Source organism: Klebsiella sp. C283 (assembly GCF_048822555.1).
GTDB classification, from domain to species: Bacteria; Pseudomonadota; Gammaproteobacteria; order Enterobacterales; family Enterobacteriaceae; genus Klebsiella; species Klebsiella quasipneumoniae.
Map to the genome: position 1 here is coordinate 1 of NZ_JBMEZS010000013.1, position 16,309 is coordinate 16,309.

At 57.6% G+C, this 16,309-nt stretch carries 13 protein-coding genes and 1 riboswitch; of the genes, 4 read left to right on the forward strand and 9 right to left on the reverse strand.

Going from position 1 to position 16,309, the window contains the following annotated elements; genetic code table 11:
• Positions 1-250 precede the first annotated feature (250 nt).
• Together murI and btuB are read right to left on the reverse strand one after the other, a co-directional pair.
• Positions 251-1,102: a glutamate racemase gene (gene murI, locus ACOI7Z_RS22955; RefSeq protein ID WP_044520945.1), complete on the reverse strand. Its 852-nt coding sequence runs from the start codon at positions 1,100-1,102 to the stop codon at positions 251-253.
• On the reverse strand, positions 1,047-2,885 hold the full coding sequence (btuB, locus tag ACOI7Z_RS22960; protein WP_032454489.1) for a TonB-dependent vitamin B12 receptor BtuB: 1,839 nt from the start codon (positions 2,883-2,885) through the stop codon (positions 1,047-1,049). Before btuB ends, murI begins: the two co-directional genes overlap by 56 nt.
• Before the next feature lie 64 nt (positions 2,886-2,949).
• Positions 2,950-3,137: riboswitch (cobalamin riboswitch) on the reverse strand.
• 114 nt (positions 3,138-3,251) lie between these two features.
• On the opposite strand from btuB, the gene trmA reads away from it, so the two are divergent.
• A complete protein-coding gene (gene trmA / locus ACOI7Z_RS22965; protein WP_087849050.1) occupies positions 3,252-4,352 on the forward strand; it encodes a tRNA (uridine(54)-C5)-methyltransferase TrmA in 1,101 nt (366 codons plus the stop codon).
• 50 nt (positions 4,353-4,402) lie between these two features.
• Here trmA and ACOI7Z_RS22970 read toward each other — a convergent pair whose 3' ends face one another.
• Together ACOI7Z_RS22970 and fabR are read right to left on the reverse strand one after the other, a co-directional pair.
• Positions 4,403-4,762, reverse strand: a complete 360-nt coding sequence (locus ACOI7Z_RS22970; protein WP_004203691.1) for a YijD family membrane protein — start codon at positions 4,760-4,762, stop codon at positions 4,403-4,405.
• Between the two features lie 15 nt (positions 4,763-4,777).
• A complete protein-coding gene (gene fabR / locus ACOI7Z_RS22975; protein ID WP_004151856.1) occupies positions 4,778-5,413 on the reverse strand; it encodes an HTH-type transcriptional repressor FabR in 636 nt (211 codons plus the stop codon).
• 196 nt (positions 5,414-5,609) lie between these two features.
• Here fabR and sthA point away from each other — a divergent pair, with 196 nt between their 5' ends.
• Positions 5,610-7,010, forward strand: a complete 1,401-nt coding sequence (sthA, locus tag ACOI7Z_RS22980; RefSeq protein ID WP_002883016.1) for a Si-specific NAD(P)(+) transhydrogenase — start codon at positions 5,610-5,612, stop codon at positions 7,008-7,010.
• Here sthA and oxyR read toward each other — a convergent pair.
• The 4 genes from oxyR to argC all read right to left on the reverse strand — a co-directional run bounded on the left by oxyR (position 6,993) and on the right by argC (position 11,431).
• On the reverse strand, positions 6,993-7,910 hold the full coding sequence (gene oxyR / locus ACOI7Z_RS22985) for a DNA-binding transcriptional regulator OxyR (RefSeq protein WP_002883015.1): 918 nt from the start codon (positions 7,908-7,910) through the stop codon (positions 6,993-6,995). The genes sthA and oxyR overlap by 18 nt on opposite strands.
• Before the next feature lie 259 nt (positions 7,911-8,169).
• Entirely contained in the window at positions 8,170-9,543 is a 1,374-nt protein-coding gene (gene argH / locus ACOI7Z_RS22990) for an argininosuccinate lyase (RefSeq protein WP_044520936.1), read from the reverse strand.
• 100 nt (positions 9,544-9,643) lie between these two features.
• A complete protein-coding gene (gene argB / locus ACOI7Z_RS22995; protein ID WP_085955164.1) occupies positions 9,644-10,420 on the reverse strand; it encodes an acetylglutamate kinase in 777 nt (258 codons plus the stop codon).
• Between the two features lie 6 nt (positions 10,421-10,426).
• Positions 10,427-11,431 (reverse strand): N-acetyl-gamma-glutamyl-phosphate reductase, encoded by a 1,005-nt coding sequence (gene argC / locus ACOI7Z_RS23000; protein ID WP_025710967.1) that lies wholly within the window; start codon positions 11,429-11,431, stop codon positions 10,427-10,429.
• A gap of 113 nt (positions 11,432-11,544) precedes the next feature.
• On the opposite strand from argC, the gene argE reads away from it, so the two are divergent.
• Both argE and ppc read left to right on the forward strand, forming a co-directional pair.
• Positions 11,545-12,696: an acetylornithine deacetylase gene (gene argE / locus ACOI7Z_RS23005; RefSeq protein WP_023291537.1), complete on the forward strand. Its 1,152-nt coding sequence runs from the start codon at positions 11,545-11,547 to the stop codon at positions 12,694-12,696.
• A 258-nt stretch (positions 12,697-12,954) separates the two neighbouring features.
• A complete protein-coding gene (ppc, locus tag ACOI7Z_RS23010) occupies positions 12,955-15,606 on the forward strand; it encodes a phosphoenolpyruvate carboxylase (RefSeq protein ID WP_023291536.1) in 2,652 nt (883 codons plus the stop codon).
• A gap of 47 nt (positions 15,607-15,653) precedes the next feature.
• Here ppc and zinT read toward each other — a convergent pair whose 3' ends face one another.
• Positions 15,654-16,304 (reverse strand): metal-binding protein ZinT, encoded by a 651-nt coding sequence (gene zinT / locus ACOI7Z_RS23015; protein WP_023291535.1) that lies wholly within the window; start codon positions 16,302-16,304, stop codon positions 15,654-15,656.
• Positions 16,305-16,309: the final 5 nt, after the last annotated feature.

Sequence of the window (16,309 nt, forward strand, 5' to 3'; positions counted from 1 at the left end):
TGCAACGCGACTTTCAGCTCACCGTTGCGAGGTCCCGTATAATACGTTTTCCTCATTCAGAGTCAAGCCCTTATTTTGCTTTTCTCTGTCGGTTTTCAGCGCTGAACTTCATCGCCGAAACCCTGCTGACCCGGCGGCTTGCTTGCCGTTGTTCCGTGTCAGTGGAGGCGCATTATAGGGAGTTCTGAGGCGTTGACAAGCCCTGTTTTCAAAAAATTATTCAACCGTCTCTTTTTTGTGCAAAACGCCGTTAAAGCGGTAATTTTTCCAGCGTCGAGAAGCCATAGCGATGCAAAACGGGTAAAAGTTGTTCCGTTTCTGCCGTCAACGCCATGCAGAATGCTTTATTCTCGTCGCTGGACTTCGCGTCCGGCGCTTCATGCTCTAACAGCCAGGCGGTGCGACGGGCAATCGCCGCGCCGGAATCGATCAGCCGCGTGCCCTCGGGCAGGACGCGCTGCAGCTCCTCCTGTAAAAGAGGAAAGTGGGTGCAGCCCAGCACCACCGTATCCGGCGGCTCCTGCATCCGCAGCCACGGGCGCAGGATACGGCGCAGTTCTTCTAACGGCACAGGCTCGCCGTGCAGCTTCGCTTCCGCCAGCTCCACCAGCTCCGCCGACCCCAGCATTTCAATCCGACATTCATTGGCAAAGCGGTCGATCAGCTCACGGGTATAAGGACGCTTTACGGTGCCGCGCGTCGCCAGCAGGCCGACAATGCCGTTCGCCGTTAAGCGGGCGGCGGGCTTGATCGCCGGCACCACGCCGACAACGGGGAAGGCGAACTTTTCACGCAGAGCAGGCAGGGAGACGGTACTGGCGGTATTGCAGGCGATCACCGCCAGCGCCAGGGGATAACGCTGCTGGACAGCGGTGACGATTTCCACAACGCGCTCAACGATAAACGCCTCGCTCTTCTCGCCATAGGGGAAGGCAACGTTATCGAAAGCATAGATGTAATGCAGATTCGGCAGCAGCTGCCGAATCTCATTATAAACCGACAACCCACCGACGCCGGAATCAAACACCAGCACGGTGGGACGTGGATCAGAAGGTGTAGCTGCCAGACAAGGTGTATTCCCGTCCTGCAGATTGGTAGCCATAAACTGTCTCGTAATCTTTATCGAACAGGTTGGCTATTTTACCACGAACTGTCAGGTGTGAGGTGACGGGATACGATAAACCGACATCCCAGAGGCTCAACCCACCCATATTGACGGTACGCGAGTTGTCGTAATCATAATCGTAGCGCTTGCCGATGTAGTGATACGTCACATCCCACCCCAGATCGTAGACCTGGCCGTTCAGCTCGTATTTCACCTGCTGCTTCGCCCGGCGATAGAGGATCTTGTTAGTTTCATCATCGCGAGGGTCAACATACTGCAGCGTCAGATGGTGCTCCACCGGCCCTGTGGTGACATTCCCCGTCCACTCCAGCCCCTTGATTGTCGCAGACTTGACGTTGTAATAGGCGTTGTTGTCGTAATCAATGAGGTTTTGAATCTCATAGCGATACGCGGAGAGACGCCAGTCGACCGGCCCCGTCAACCCTTCGAGGCCCGCTTCCCACTGCTTCGACTCCTCTGGCTTCAGGTTCGGGTTAGAGGCGATGCCAAAACGTTCTGCGCCGTACTGCTGTCCGAGGGAGGGGGCGAGGAATCCTGTACCGTACGAGAGCGTTGTCCGATAACCCTCGATAAATTCCCAGCCTGCCGCCGTCTGCCAGGTACCGTGCCAGCCAAACTGCTCGTCATGATCCTCACGGCCGGAAGCTTCCAGCGTCACGCTGTCAATCTGCTGCTGGCCCGTCAGATAAAGACCGGTGGTATCGCGCTTATACACGTCGGTACTGGTCGTTCCGCTGGATTTCAGCTTCTCCTGTTTCCAGTCTACGCCACCGCTCACTGCGCCATGGCCCACCACAACATTATTTCCCCATTGGATATAGCGTTGTTCCATATCATCCAGGGTGGTGCCCGCGGCATAGCGGCCAGCGTCGCTGCTGTAGTTGTAATCTTTAATACGCTGATAGTTCGCAATCAGCTGGGAGGAGTAAATTCCGGAATGGTAGTGCAGACCGGTGTCCCAGGATTGGGTATAGGACTGATCTTCATCGTTTCCACCTGCGTAGCCCCAGTTACCCTGGTCATAGTCAGCATTGGCGGAATAACCATAGCCGCGGAAGAACCCCGAGAAGTTGTCATCGAACTGATGCTGTACCCCGCCCCATAGCATTTTATTGCGGTAGCCGTCGCGATCGCTGTCGCCGCTATAAGAGGAGTTCGGCTGGACGTTAAACCCTTTGGTGGTCTGATAGGCGCCGGCAGCGGTAACCAGCGTATCGCCAAACCGCTTGTTAAAGGCGCCATCGTAGGACTGATAGCCGTTCGTTCCCGCGCCGGCGTTGATCTGCGAACGCTCAGCATCGGTCATGGTGATGATGTTCACCACCCCGCCGATCGCCCCGGAGCCGTACACCGCGGAGCGCGGGCCGCGAATGTATTCCACCCGCTGGACCAGAGAGATAGGGATCTGACTGATATCCACGCCGTTGGAGATCCCCGGACGCGCCATCGGCACGCCGTCGATCAGCACCAGCACGTGGCGAGCCTCCGTCCCCCGAACATACAGCGAAGCGCTCTGCCCCATGCCGCCGTTGCGGGCAATATCGACCCCGGGAAGACGACGCATGACATCGTTTAAATCTTTGGACTGCCAGCGGTCGATGTCATCGCGCGTCACTATATCGGTCGGCGCCAGCACGGTATTGACCGGCTGTTGAAAACGGTTTGCTGTCACCACCAACGTGTCTGAATTGCTGTCCTGCGCCCAGCCGGAAAATGCCGTGACGGATAAGGCCGTCATCAGCGAAGCTTTTTTAATCATTGTAAAAGCATCCGAAACAGAAAAAGGATGCCGCAGGTTTTATCAGTTGCTCGCGACGATAAAACCCAGTGCGACGTATTCCGGCAGGTCTTCGGGCTTGGAGGCTGTTTCAAGAAATAATGACTTCCCACGGCTAACCGCAGTGTCTGCACCGAGTGCGCTCATTTCTCACCTTCCTTACCGCTGCGCGTCAGCCCCAGATTTCCACTGGGTTCCCTTTTAACTCACAGGACCGGTAGGCGAATGCTACAATCAGAAACATATAGATGTCCAGACTGCTAATTATATTTCCCGCGGCATTCGAGGCTGGACATCCCCGGCGCTTTCCCTACAATCCCCGCGTACTTATTTTATTCAGGATACATCATGACCCCCGAACACCTTCCTACCGAACAATACGAAGCGCAGCTGGCAGAAAAAGTCGTCCGTTTGCAAACCATGATGGCGCCTTTCGCCGCGCCGGTTCCGGAAGTGTTTCGTTCGCCGGTCAGCCACTACCGTATGCGCGCCGAGTTCCGTCTGTGGCACGATGGCGACGACCTGTACCATATTATTTTCGATCAGCAGACCCGGTCGCGGATTCGCGTTGACAGCTTCCCGGCCGCCAGCGCGCTCATCAATCAGCTGATGACCGCCATGCTGGAGGGCGTGCGCAACAATCCCGTGCTGCGCCATAAGCTGTTCCAGATTGACTATCTGACCACCCTCAGCAACCAGGCGGTCGTCTCGCTGCTGTATCATAAAAAGCTCGATGATGCCTGGCGTGAGCAAGCGGAGGCGCTGCGTGATGCCCTGCGAGCCCAGGGGCTCAATGTGCATCTGATTGGTCGGGCGACCAAAACTAAAATCGAGCTCGATCAGGATTATATAGATGAACGCCTGCCGGTTGGCGGTCGGGAGATGATCTACCGTCAGGTGGAAAACAGCTTTACCCAACCGAACGCGGCCATGAACATTCAGATGCTGGAGTGGGCGCTGGATGTCACCAAAGGGGCGACCGGCGACCTGCTGGAATTGTACTGCGGCAACGGTAACTTCTCGCTGGCGCTGGCGCGTAATTTCGATCGCGTACTGGCCACCGAAATCGCCAAACCGTCGGTGGCGGCGGCGCAGTACAACATCGCCGCCAACCATATCGACAACGTGCAGATTATCCGCATGGCGGCTGAAGAGTTTACTCAGGCGATGAACGGCGTGCGTGAGTTCAACCGGCTGCAGGGTATCGATCTGCAAAGCTATCAGTGCGAGACTATTTTCGTCGATCCGCCGCGTAGCGGGCTGGACAGTGAAACGGAGAAAATGGTGCAGGCCTATCCGCGCATAATGTACATTTCGTGCAACCCGGAAACGCTGTGCCGTAATCTGGAAACGCTAAGCCAGACGCACAACGTTACCCGGCTGGCGCTGTTCGACCAGTTCCCGTATACCCATCACATGGAGTGCGGCGTTCTGCTGACCCGGAAATAGGCCAAAAAAAACCGGCAACGTCATATTGCCGGTTTTTTATCACTGGCGGCTTATTCAGCGGCGGTATTTTTGCGGTTACGCATCTTGTAGCCGATCCAGAAGACCATCGCGACGGACAGAACGGCCGGGAAGAAGTTAGAGCCGATATCCGGGTACTCCGCACGCACGACGGTGCTGTACAACAGCACCCCGAGAATAAAAAAGGCGGCGGCCAGGCCCGGTAGCCCGACGGGCATACTGCGGTTCTGATAGCGCTGATGCAGACAGTAGACCGTCAGCAGCAGGGATAAGATGGGGAAGACGGAAAACGGAACTATCGAACTGAACAGCGCCGCAAAGGCGCCATTAATAGATAACCCGGCAATCAGCGCCAGCAGCAGCGTACCTTTATCTTGAACTGAGTGTTTCATTGCTCGTCCTTCACGTTATTCGGAATGATGTGACATTTTTTCTTGTTCACGGCGATACCAGTAATACGCGCCTTTAGAGATCATTCTAAGCTGCAGTACCAACCGTTCTTCCAGCTGTCGGCGCTGTTCAGGGCCGACATCCAGCGCTTCCGCGCCAGCGCTAAAAACGATGGTGACCATAGCTTCAGCCTGCGCTTCGGTAAAGGCGCGCGGCATATGGTTTTCGAGTTCTAAATAGTCGGCGAGTTCCGCAATAAAATGCTGGATTTCGCGTGCGACGGCGGCGCGAAACGCCGCAGACGTTCCCGAGCGCTCGCGCAGCAGCAGGCGGAAAGCGTTCGGGTTGTTACCGATAAACTCCATAAAGGTCGAGACCGAGGTGCGGATCACGCTGCCGCCTTTGGCAATCCGCTGGCGCGCCTGGCGCATCAGCTGGCGCAGCATCAGTCCGCTCTCATCGACCATCGTCAGGCCTAACTCATCGACATCGCGAAAATGACGATAAAAGGACGTCGGCGCGATCCCTGCTTCCCGCGCCACTTCACGCAAGCTCAGGCTGGCGAAACTCCGCTCAGCGCTAAGTTGGCTGAATGCCGCTTCCACCAGCGAACGGCGGGTTTTTTCTTTTTGTTGTGCTCTTACGCCCATCACGATGTATGAATCCTTCCAATAGCCCTGCTGGCACTATACCAGAGATTAAAACTAATCGGTTTGCCCTGGATTGTGAATGATTGTTTACGAGCCGTTTCTGCTTTTATGCCGCAAAAAAGCACAACGATAATTGGGTTAAAGCGCAGCGAATGTTATCATCGTGTTTATTTTATGTATAAAACAGGTGAGTAATGCCATGTCACACTCTTGGGATTATGATGCAATAGTGATTGGTTCCGGTCCTGGCGGCGAAGGCGCCGCCATGGGACTGGTGAAACAGGGAGCACGCGTTGCCGTCATCGAGCGCTACCATAATGTCGGCGGCGGTTGCACCCACTGGGGCACCATCCCGTCGAAAGCCCTCCGCCATGCCGTCAGCCGTATTATCGAGTTTAACCAAAACCCCCTCTACAGCGACCACTCCCGCCTTCTTCGCTCTTCTTTCGCCGACATCCTTAACCATGCCGACAGCGTCATCAACCAGCAGACTCATATGCGCCAGGGATTCTATGAGCGCAACCACTGTGAAATTCTGCAGGGCAATGCCCACTTCGTTGATGAGCATACTCTGGCGCTGGAGTGCCATGACGGCACGGTCGAGACGGTGACCGCGGAGAAATTCGTTATCGCCTGCGGATCTCGCCCCTATCATCCGGCGGATGTCGATTTCCACCACCCGCGCATCTATGACAGCGATTCGATTCTCAGCCTGCAGCATGAGCCGCGCCATGTGATCATTTACGGCGCCGGGGTAATCGGTTGTGAATATGCGTCGATCTTCCGCGGCATGGAGGTGAAGGTCGATCTGATCAACACCCGCGATCGTCTGCTGGCCTTCCTCGATCAGGAGATGTCAGATTCGCTCTCCTATCACTTCTGGAACAGCGGCGTGGTCATTCGCCACAACGAGGAGTACGAAAAGATTGAAGGCGTTGATGACGGCGTCATCATGCATCTGAAATCCGGCAAAAAGCTCAAAGCGGACTGCCTGCTGTACGCCAACGGCCGCACCGGCAATACCGACACTCTGGCGCTGGAAAACATCGGTCTGCAGACCGACAGTCGCGGCCAGCTGAAGGTCAACAGCATGTACCAGACCGCCCTTCCGCACATCTATGCGGTTGGGGATGTCATCGGCTATCCGAGCCTCGCCTCCGCGGCGTACGATCAAGGACGCATTGCCGCCCAGGCGCTGGTGAAAGGCGAAGCCTCAGCGCATCTGATTGAAGATATCCCGACCGGGATCTACACCATTCCGGAAATCAGCTCCGTCGGGAAAACCGAGCAGCAGCTGACGGCGATGAAAGTGCCGTATGAGGTGGGTCGCGCTCAGTTTAAACACCTGGCGCGGGCGCAAATCGTTGGCATGAGCGTGGGAACCCTGAAGATCCTGTTCCACCGGGAGACCAAGGAGATCCTCGGCATTCACTGCTTTGGCGAACGCGCAGCCGAAATCATTCACATCGGCCAGGCGATCATGGAGCAGAAAGGTGGTGGTAACACCATTGAGTACTTCGTCAACACCACCTTTAACTACCCGACCATGGCGGAAGCGTACCGGGTTGCCGCGCTGAACGGCTTAAACCGCCTGTTTTAACGCCTTGTCGAAATGGCCATCCATCGTGCCGCGGATGGCCTCCGCCAGATGTTCATAGCGGCTGCGCAGCGGTGAGCCCGGACGGTAAACCAGACCGATGGTGCGTCTTGGCTCTGGCTTAATGCACGGCAGGTAGACCACGCCATCGCGTTTTCTTTCCTGCGGCACTGCCAGCGCAGGCAGCAGGGTAATACCGCTGCCTGCCGCCACCATATTGCGCAGCGTTTCCAGGCTGGTCGCGCGGAAGTGGGTATCCTCATCCGCCCCCGCTTCAAAGCAGAAGCCCATCGCCTGATCGCGCAGGCAGTGGCCATCCTCCAGCATCAGCAGCTTTTCACCGGCCAGATCCGACATCGGCACCCGGTCGCGGTTTGCCCACGGATGATCTTCATAGATAGCCAGCATCATCGGCTCATCGAACAGCGGCACCTCGATAAAGGCCTCGCTCTCTTTGACCAGCGCCAGGATGGCGCAGTCGAGCTTACCGCTGTCGAGCTGAGCCAGCAGCTGATGGGTCTGCGCTTCGTGCAGATACATTTCCAGCTTCGGGAAGGTCTGATGCAGCATCGGAATGATGTGCGGTAGCAGGTACGGGCCGATTGTCGGGATCAAGCCGATATGCAGCGGCCCGGACATGGTTTCCCCTTGTTGGCTTGCCATCTCCTTGAGCACTTTTACTTCGCGTAACACGGTACGCGCCTGATCCACCAGCAACAGCCCCGCCTGGGTAAACAGAACCTTACGGCTGGTGCGCTCCAGCAGCATGACGCCAAGCTCATCCTCCAGCTTGCGGATCTGTCCGCTGAGCGTCGGTTGGCTCACATGGCATGAGTCAGCCGCCCGCCGGAAGTGGCGGTGTTCGGCGAGCGCTACCAGGTATTCAAGATCGCGAATATTCATTATTCATCCTCCATCGCCACGATAGTCCATGGCGATAGATAGCATAGCAACGAACGATTATCCCTATCAAGTTTTCTGTTCAATAATACGCCCATAAAGACGGTGAACCTGTGAAAACCACTGACCCGTCACACTGTTTCTCTACCCGAACAACTAAAGCCAACGTGAACTTTTGCGGACCTTGCGTCCGCTTTTTTTTTGCATAAAAAACCCGGCGTCGCTGGGCTCGGCCGGGTCAGGGAAGACAGATTTCTGTGGATTAACTCAGACGGGCCTTCGCCTCGTCGATAGCCTGCGCCACCTGCTGCGGCGAGACGCCGCCTTTTGCCGCGCGTTTATCAAGGCAGGACTGCAGCGACAGGATCGGATAAACATCGTCCGCAATCACCGGGCTGAATTTCTGCAGGTCGGCCAGGGCCAGCGCTTCCAGCGGTTTCCCTTGCGCAATGGCTTCCACCACCGCTTCACCGACAATATGGTGCGCCTCGCGGAACGGTACGCCTTTCGCCACCAGATAATCCGCCAGCTCAGTGGCGTTGGCATAGCCCTGCTGCGCCGCTTCCGCACAGCGCGGACGTTTCACCTGGATGCCATCCAGCACCAGGGTCGCCATATGCAGGCAGTCGAGCCAGGTATCCAGAGCGTCGAAAAGTCCCTCTTTATCTTCCTGCATATCTTTGTTGTAGGCCAGCGGCAGCCCTTTCAGGGTCATCATCATGCCGGTCAGCGCGCCCTGCACGCGGCCGCATTTGCCACGGATAAGCTCCAGGGCGTCCGGGTTTTTCTTCTGCGGCATCAGCGAGGAGCCTGAGGTTACGCGGTCGGAAAGCTCGACGAAATTCGCTTCGCCGGAGTTAAAGAAAATCAGATCTTCCGCAAAGCGCGACAGATGGACCATGCCGATAGAGGCATCGGAAAGCAGCTCCAGAACATGGTCGCGGTCGGACACGCTGTCGAGGCTGTTGCGGGTGGCGGAGGCAAAGCCCAGCCAGCCGGCCAGCTGCTCGCGGTCGATTTCATACGCCGTCCCCGCCAGCGCGCCGCAGCCCAGCGGGCTAACGTCGAGGCGCTTCAGCGCGTCCTGCAGGCGGCTTTCATCGCGCGCCAGCATTTCGACATAGGCCAGACACCAGTGCGCGAACGTCACCGGTTGGGCGCGCTGCAGGTGGGTGTACCCCGGCATCACCGCGTCCTGGTTCTGCTGGGCCGTCTCCACCAGCGCGCTCTGCAGCTGGCGGTTCGCCGACAGCAGTTCGACAACGGTATCTTTGCACCACAGTTTAAGATCGGTAGCGACCTGGTCGTTACGGCTGCGGCCGGTATGCAGTTTCTTGCCCAACTGACCCACTTTGTCGATCAGTTTGCCTTCCACCCAGCTGTGAATATCTTCAGCATCGCTGGCGAGGATTTGCTGCGGATTGGCGCGCACTTCTTCCAGTAGCACGTTCAGCGCTTCTTCCAGCTGCTGTTGTTCATCGGCACTCAGTACGCCGACCGTTACCAGCGCTTTCGACCAGGCGACAGAGCCAACGATATCCTGCTCCGCCAGACGATAGTCGAAGCGCAACGAGTCGTTGAACTGTTTGAACCGTTGATCTGCTGCCTGTGTAAAACGCCCGCCCCAAAGTGCCATAACATGCTTCCTTTATTCGTTAGTTCCGCCGGTGGCGTTGTGCCTCCCCGGCCTACGGTCTTGTAAGCCCGGCAGACAACGCGCCGCCGGGCATGAAATCTTAAGCCAGAATACGTGTGCCGATAGGCGTGCCGTTAAACAACGCCGGCAGCTGCTCGGCGTGACGCCAGGAGGCGATATCCACCGGACGGCCCAGAGCACGCGCCGCGTCGAGGGCCGCATTCACTTTGACAATCATGCCGTCAGTGATAATCCCCTGCTCGATCAGCTGCTCCGCTTTCTCGGCGGTCATCTCGGCAATACGCTGTCCTTTACCGTCGAGGATACCGCTGACGTCAGACAGCAGGATCAGATCCGCCCCCAGGGTAGCCGCCAGCGCCGTCGCCGCCTGGTCAGCATTGACGTTCATCAGCTGGCCCTCGTCGGTCACGCCGATAGAGCTCACCACCGGCAGGTAACCGCCCGCCAGCAGGGTGTTGATCAGCGTCGGAGAGCCCGGCTGCGCCAGCCCGACATGGCCCAGCTCAGCATCCAGCTGTGTCACCTTCACGCTATCGCCATCGCCGAGGAACAGGCCGACAGAGGCCAGACCGTGCTTTTTCGCCCACGCCAGCAGCGTCTTGTTGGCGGTTCCCGCCAGCGCGCCGGTGATGATGTCGATTTGCTCAGCCGGCGTCACCCGCAGACCATTTTTCTTCTGCACCGGCAGGTTGAGCTGCTTCATCAGCTCATCCACCACGCAGCCGCCGCCATGGACGATAATCAGCGGACGCTGGTGCGCTTCACGGTAATTGACCAGCGCGGTAAACAGACGCTCCAGCGCTTCTTCGCTATCGAGTAATACGCCGCCGAGTTTGATAATTAATGGGTTCATCATCACACCTTAAATAAGAGACTGCGTCTCAGCGAAGCCGAAACGAATATTCGCGCACTGCACCGCCTGCGCTGCGGCGCCTTTCAGCAGGTTATCTTCTGCCGCGACGACGATGAGATGGTCGTCCTGCACGGCAAAACCGATATCACAGAATGGCAGACCTTCGACGCTTTTCAATGCGGGCACGCCTTTATCATATAAACGTACCAGCGGTTTATCGGCGTAAGCCTGCTGGTAAACCGCCGCGATCTGCGCATGGCCAACGCCCGGCTTCAGGCGGCAGGTAATGGTTTCCAGAATGCCGCGCTTAAAATTACCCAGATGCGGGGTAAAAATCACCTTCGCTCCGAGGTGGCTGGCAATCTCCGGCTGATGACGATGGTTAAAGATGCCGTATGGCTGCAGGCTGACTTCACAGAAGCTGTTGCCGATCGCGGCTTTGCGTCCCGCGCCGCTCACCCCGCTGGTAGCGTTGATCACTGGCCACTGGTTGAGATCCAGCAGACTGGCATCAATCAGCGGCTTCAGCGACAGCTGCGCCGCCGTCGGGTAGCAGCCAGGCACCGCGATTAACTGCGCTTCTTTAAGCGCATCCGCGCTCCACTCCGCCAGACCATACACCGCCTGTTTGAGCAGGTCGGGATGCTGATGAGTGAAACCATAATATTTTTCGTAGAACGCCCCATCGTTAACGCGGAAGGCACCGGAGAGATCGAACACCACGCAGCCGGCGGCAAGGAACTGCGGCGCCAGATCGTGACTCACTTCGTGCGCGGTGGCGAGAAACACCACGTCCACGCCAGCGCTGAATTCGCTGATATCGGACATCGGCTGCAGCGGCATATCGACAATGCCTTTGAGCTGCGGATGCAGGTCGGAAATTAATTTTCCCGCATCATTGCTTTGCGCGGAGACCGTCAAAGCGGTTATGTTCATATGCGGATGACGATTGATATAGGTCACCAGCTCTGCGCCGGCATAACCACTGGCACCCACAATCAGCGTATTTAACATTGGAAGCGCATCTCCTTACATTCGATGGGTTTTCTTACGCTCAACGATATTGTATTTTTATTCACAATAAATGCATGAATATTGATACTATCACGACCCAAGGTGTGTCAACAATGAAAAACAATTTACCGCCCTTTATCGAGATTTACCGCGCGTTGATCGCCACACCGTCCATCAGCGCGACCGAAGAGGCTCTCGATCAGAGCAATGAGTCTTTAATCAATTTGCTGGCCGGCTGGTTCCGCGATCTCGGCTTTAATGTCGAGGTACAGCCGGTGCCGGATACGCGCCATAAATTCAACCTGCTGGCCAGCACCGGACACGGCGCCGGCGGCCTGCTTCTCGCCGGGCATACCGATACCGTGCCGTTCGATGACGGCCGCTGGACGCGCGATCCGTTCACCCTTACCGAACACGATAACAAGCTCTACGGCCTCGGCACGGCCGATATGAAAGGCTTCTTCGCCTTTATTCTCGACGCCCTGCGCGATGTCGACGTCACCACGCTGAAAAAACCGCTGTATATTCTGGCCACCGCCGACGAAGAGACCAGCATGGCCGGCGCGCGCTATTTTGCCGAAACCACCCGGCTGCGCCCCGACTGCGCCATCATCGGCGAGCCCACCTCCCTGCAGCCGATCCGCGCCCATAAAGGACATATGTCCAACGCGATCCGTATTCAGGGCCAGTCCGGCCACTCCAGCGATCCGGCGCGCGGGGTCAACGCGATCGAGCTGATGCACGACGCCATCGGTCGGATTATGCAGCTGCGCGATTTGCTAAAAGAGCGCTACCACTTCGAGGCGTTCACGGTCCCTTACCCGACCCTCAACCTCGGCGCCATCCATGGCGGCGATGCCTCAAACCGTATCTGCGCCTGCTGTGAACTGCATATGGACATCCGCCCGTTGCCGGGGATGACCCTCAACGACCTCAATGGTCTGCTGGACGAGGCGCTGGCCCCGGTCAGCGAACGCTGGCCGGGCCGCCTGACGGTCTCGGAGCTGCATCCGCCGATCCCCGGCTACGAGTGCCCGCCGGACCATAAGCTGGTGCAGGTGGTTGAGAAACTGCTTGGCGCCCAGACCGACGTGGTGAACTACTGTACCGAAGCGCCGTTTATCCAGACGCTGTGCCCAACGCTGGTTCTCGGCCCGGGCTCGATCAATCAGGCCCATCAGCCTGACGAGTTTCTGGAGACGCGCTTTATCAAGCCGACGCGGGAGCTGATTAGCCAGGTGGTTCACCACTTCTGCTGGCACTAAAATCGCCCTCTTTTTCCGCCCCGCTCTCCCGGGGCGGAACGGTGACGATCGTCACATTTCCATAAGCGATGCTTATCCAGCGCCCCCTGAGTTAAATTTCGCAAATTACGGGTATTTACTCGTTTGCTGAAGCGATTTCGCAGTAATTGACGTGGGGGTATTTACGTGGCTTTATAAAAGACGGGTTGCTTATCCGTTGCTCACGTTCCAGCGCAGCGGATATAACAAAATAAAATGAGATGGGGTGTCTGGGGTAACATGAACGAACAATATTCCGCATTGCGTAGTAATGTCAGTATGCTCGGCAAGGTGCTGGGCGATACCATCAAGGATGCATTGGGAGAAAATATTCTTGATCGTGTCGAAACTATCCGTAAGTTGTCCAAATCTTCACGCGCCGGCAACGAAGCTAACCGCCAGGAGCTGCTGACCACGCTGCAGAATTTGTCTAACGACGAACTGCTGCCGGTGGCCCGTGCCTTCAGCCAGTTCCTGAATCTGGCCAACACCGCTGAGCAGTACCACAGCATTTCGCCGAATGGCGAAGCGGCCAGCAATCCGGAAGTCATTGCGCGCACCCTGAGAAAGCTCAAAGACCAACCCAATCTCAACGAAGACACCATCAAAAAAGCGGTGGAATCTCTGTCCCTGGAGCTGGTGTTAACCGCCCACCCGACCGAGATCACCCGCCGGACGCTGATCCATAAAATGGTGGAAGTGAACAACTGCCTCAAGCAGCTGGATAACAAAGATATCGCGGACTACGAGCACCACCAGCTGATGCGCCGCCTGCGCCAGCTGATCGCCCAGTCCTGGCATACCGATGAAATTCGTAAGCACCGCCCTTCCCCGGTCGATGAAGCCAAATGGGGCTTCGCGGTGGTGGAAAATAGCCTGTGGGAAGGGGTGCCTAACTACCTGCGCGAGCTGAACGAACAGCTGGAAGCCAACCTCGGCTATCAGCTGCCGGTGGACTTTGTCCCGGTGCGTTTCACTTCGTGGATGGGCGGCGACCGCGACGGCAACCCGAACGTGACCGCCGATATCACCCGCCACGTGCTGCTGCTCAGCCGCTGGAAAGCGACCGATCTGTTCCTCAAAGATGTGCAGGTGCTGATCTCCGAGCTGTCGATGGTGGAGTGTACTGACGAATTGCGCGCCCTGGCCGGCGCCGAGGGCGCTCAGGAACCGTACCGTTACCTGATGAAAAAACTGCGCACTCAGCTGATGGAAACCCAGGCCTGGCTGGAAGCGCGTCTGAAAGGTCAGAAGCTGCCGAAACCGGCGGGACTGATCACTCAGAACGAGCAGCTGTGGGAGCCGCTATACGCCTGTTATAAATCGCTGCAGGCCTGCGGCATGGGCATTATCGCCAACGGCGAGCTGCTCGACACCCTGCGCCGCGTGAAGTCCTTCGGCGTACCGCTGGTGCGTATTGATATCCGTCAGGAAAGCACCCGCCACACCGAAGCGCTGGGCGAAATGACCCGTTACCTCGGGATCGGCGATTACGAAAGCTGGTCAGAAGCCGACAAACAGGCTTTCCTGATCCGCGAACTGAATTCCAAACGTCCGCTGCTGCCGCGCCAGTGGGAGCCAAGCGAAGAGACCCGCGAAGTTCTCGACACCTGTAGAGTGATCGCCGAGGCGCCGCGCGGATCGATCGCCGCCTACGTGATCTCGATGGCCAAAACGCCGTCCGACGTGCTGGCGGTTCATCTGCTGCTGAAGGAGGCCGGGATTGGCTTTGCCCTGCCGGTGGCCCCGCTGTTCGAAACGCTGGATGACCTGAACAACGCCAACGACGTCATGACCCAGCTGCTGAATATCGACTGGTACCGCGGCTTTATCCAGGGCAAACAGATGGTCATGATCGGCTACTCTGATTCCGCGAAAGACGCAGGCGTGATGGCCGCCTCCTGGGCGCAGTACCAGGCGCAGGACGCGTTGATCAAAACCTGTGAGAAAGCCGGGATCGAACTGACGCTGTTCCACGGTCGCGGCGGCTCCATTGGCCGCGGCGGCGCGCCGGCCCACGCCGCGCTCCTCTCACAGCCGCCGGGAAGCCTGAAGGGCGGCCTGCGCGTTACCGAGCAGGGTGAGATGATCCGCTTTAAGTACGGCCTGCCGGAAGTCACCATCAGCAGCCTGTCGCTCTATACCAGCGCGATCCTCGAAGCCAACCTGCTGCCGCCGCCGGAACCAAAACCGCAGTGGCGCGACATCATGGCCGAGCTGTCCGACGTGTCGTGCAAGATGTATCGCGGCTACGTGCGTGAAAACAAAGATTTCGTGCCTTATTTCCGCTCCGCCACTCCGGAGCAGGAGCTGGGCAAACTGCCGCTGGGTTCGCGTCCGGCAAAACGTCGTCCGACCGGCGGCGTCGAGTCGCTACGCGCCATTCCGTGGATCTTCGCCTGGACCCAGAACCGCCTGATGCTTCCAGCCTGGCTGGGCGCTGGCGCTGCGCTGCAGAAAGTGGTTGAAGGCGGAAAACAGAGTGAACTGGAAGCGATGTGTCGCGACTGGCCGTTCTTCTCCACCCGTCTCGGCATGCTGGAGATGGTTTACTCGAAGGCCGACCTGTGGCTGGCGGAGTACTACGATCAGCGCCTGGTGAAACCAGAGCTGTGGGCGTTGGGTACCGAGCTGCGCAAGCTGCTGGCTGCCGATATCAACGTCGTGCTGGCCATCGCCAACGACTCTCATCTGATGGCTGACCTGCCGTGGATCGCCGAGTCTATCCAGCTGCGTAATATCTATACCGACCCGCTGAACGTCCTGCAGGCGGAACTGCTGCACCGTTCGCGCCAGGCTGAAGAAGAGGGCAAAGACCCGGATCCGCGCGTTGAACAAGCGCTGATGGTCACCATCGCCGGCGTCGCCGCCGGTATGCGTAACACCGGCTAATCGCTGTCTTTCCCCCGGCCGCCCGGCCGGGGGATTTTTCACCCGTTCTAGTGGTGCAGCATCTCATCAACGATCTGCTCTTTATGCAGCGCATACGGATAATAGGTCGGCCAGTTATCCATCTCTTTCAGCAACGCTTCCTGTGATTCATTGCCCATGAAAATATGGAAATGCTGCGATTTACGCGGGCCAATGATGTGGTCGCTGAACTGGACATATTTTGGCGCGCTGGCATCGCCCTGCTGGCACTCGAACAGATAACGTACGCCCTTCTTACCGGAGGCGTAATGCAGGATTTTGTAGCCTGAATAGCGGTATTTGCAGCTGTTGACGGTCTCGCCAATGTGGAACTCAATCACGTCATCTTCAATGCCAATCTGTTCCACATCGGTGGCGTAGCCCTTCTTATAATAGGCCCGATACTCCTCCACGCTCTTGCCGCCGGGCTTTTTCGCCTTCTGCTCCAGCACCGGATCGAGATCGCCGTTGAGCAGATACGGGTTCACCGACTGCCAGACGCCCTCCCAGTCGCTCAGCGCGCGGTCCTGCACATCTTTATCCGCAAAAATGCCTTCGCTGGCCTGACGCTCCACTTCGGTTAGCGCCGGCCCATGGCTATGGTTGCCGTGGGCGAACGCCTGGGCGCTGGCTAGCGCCATGCCGAGTCCCAAGGCCAGCAGGGGGATCTTTCTGGTCATTACTC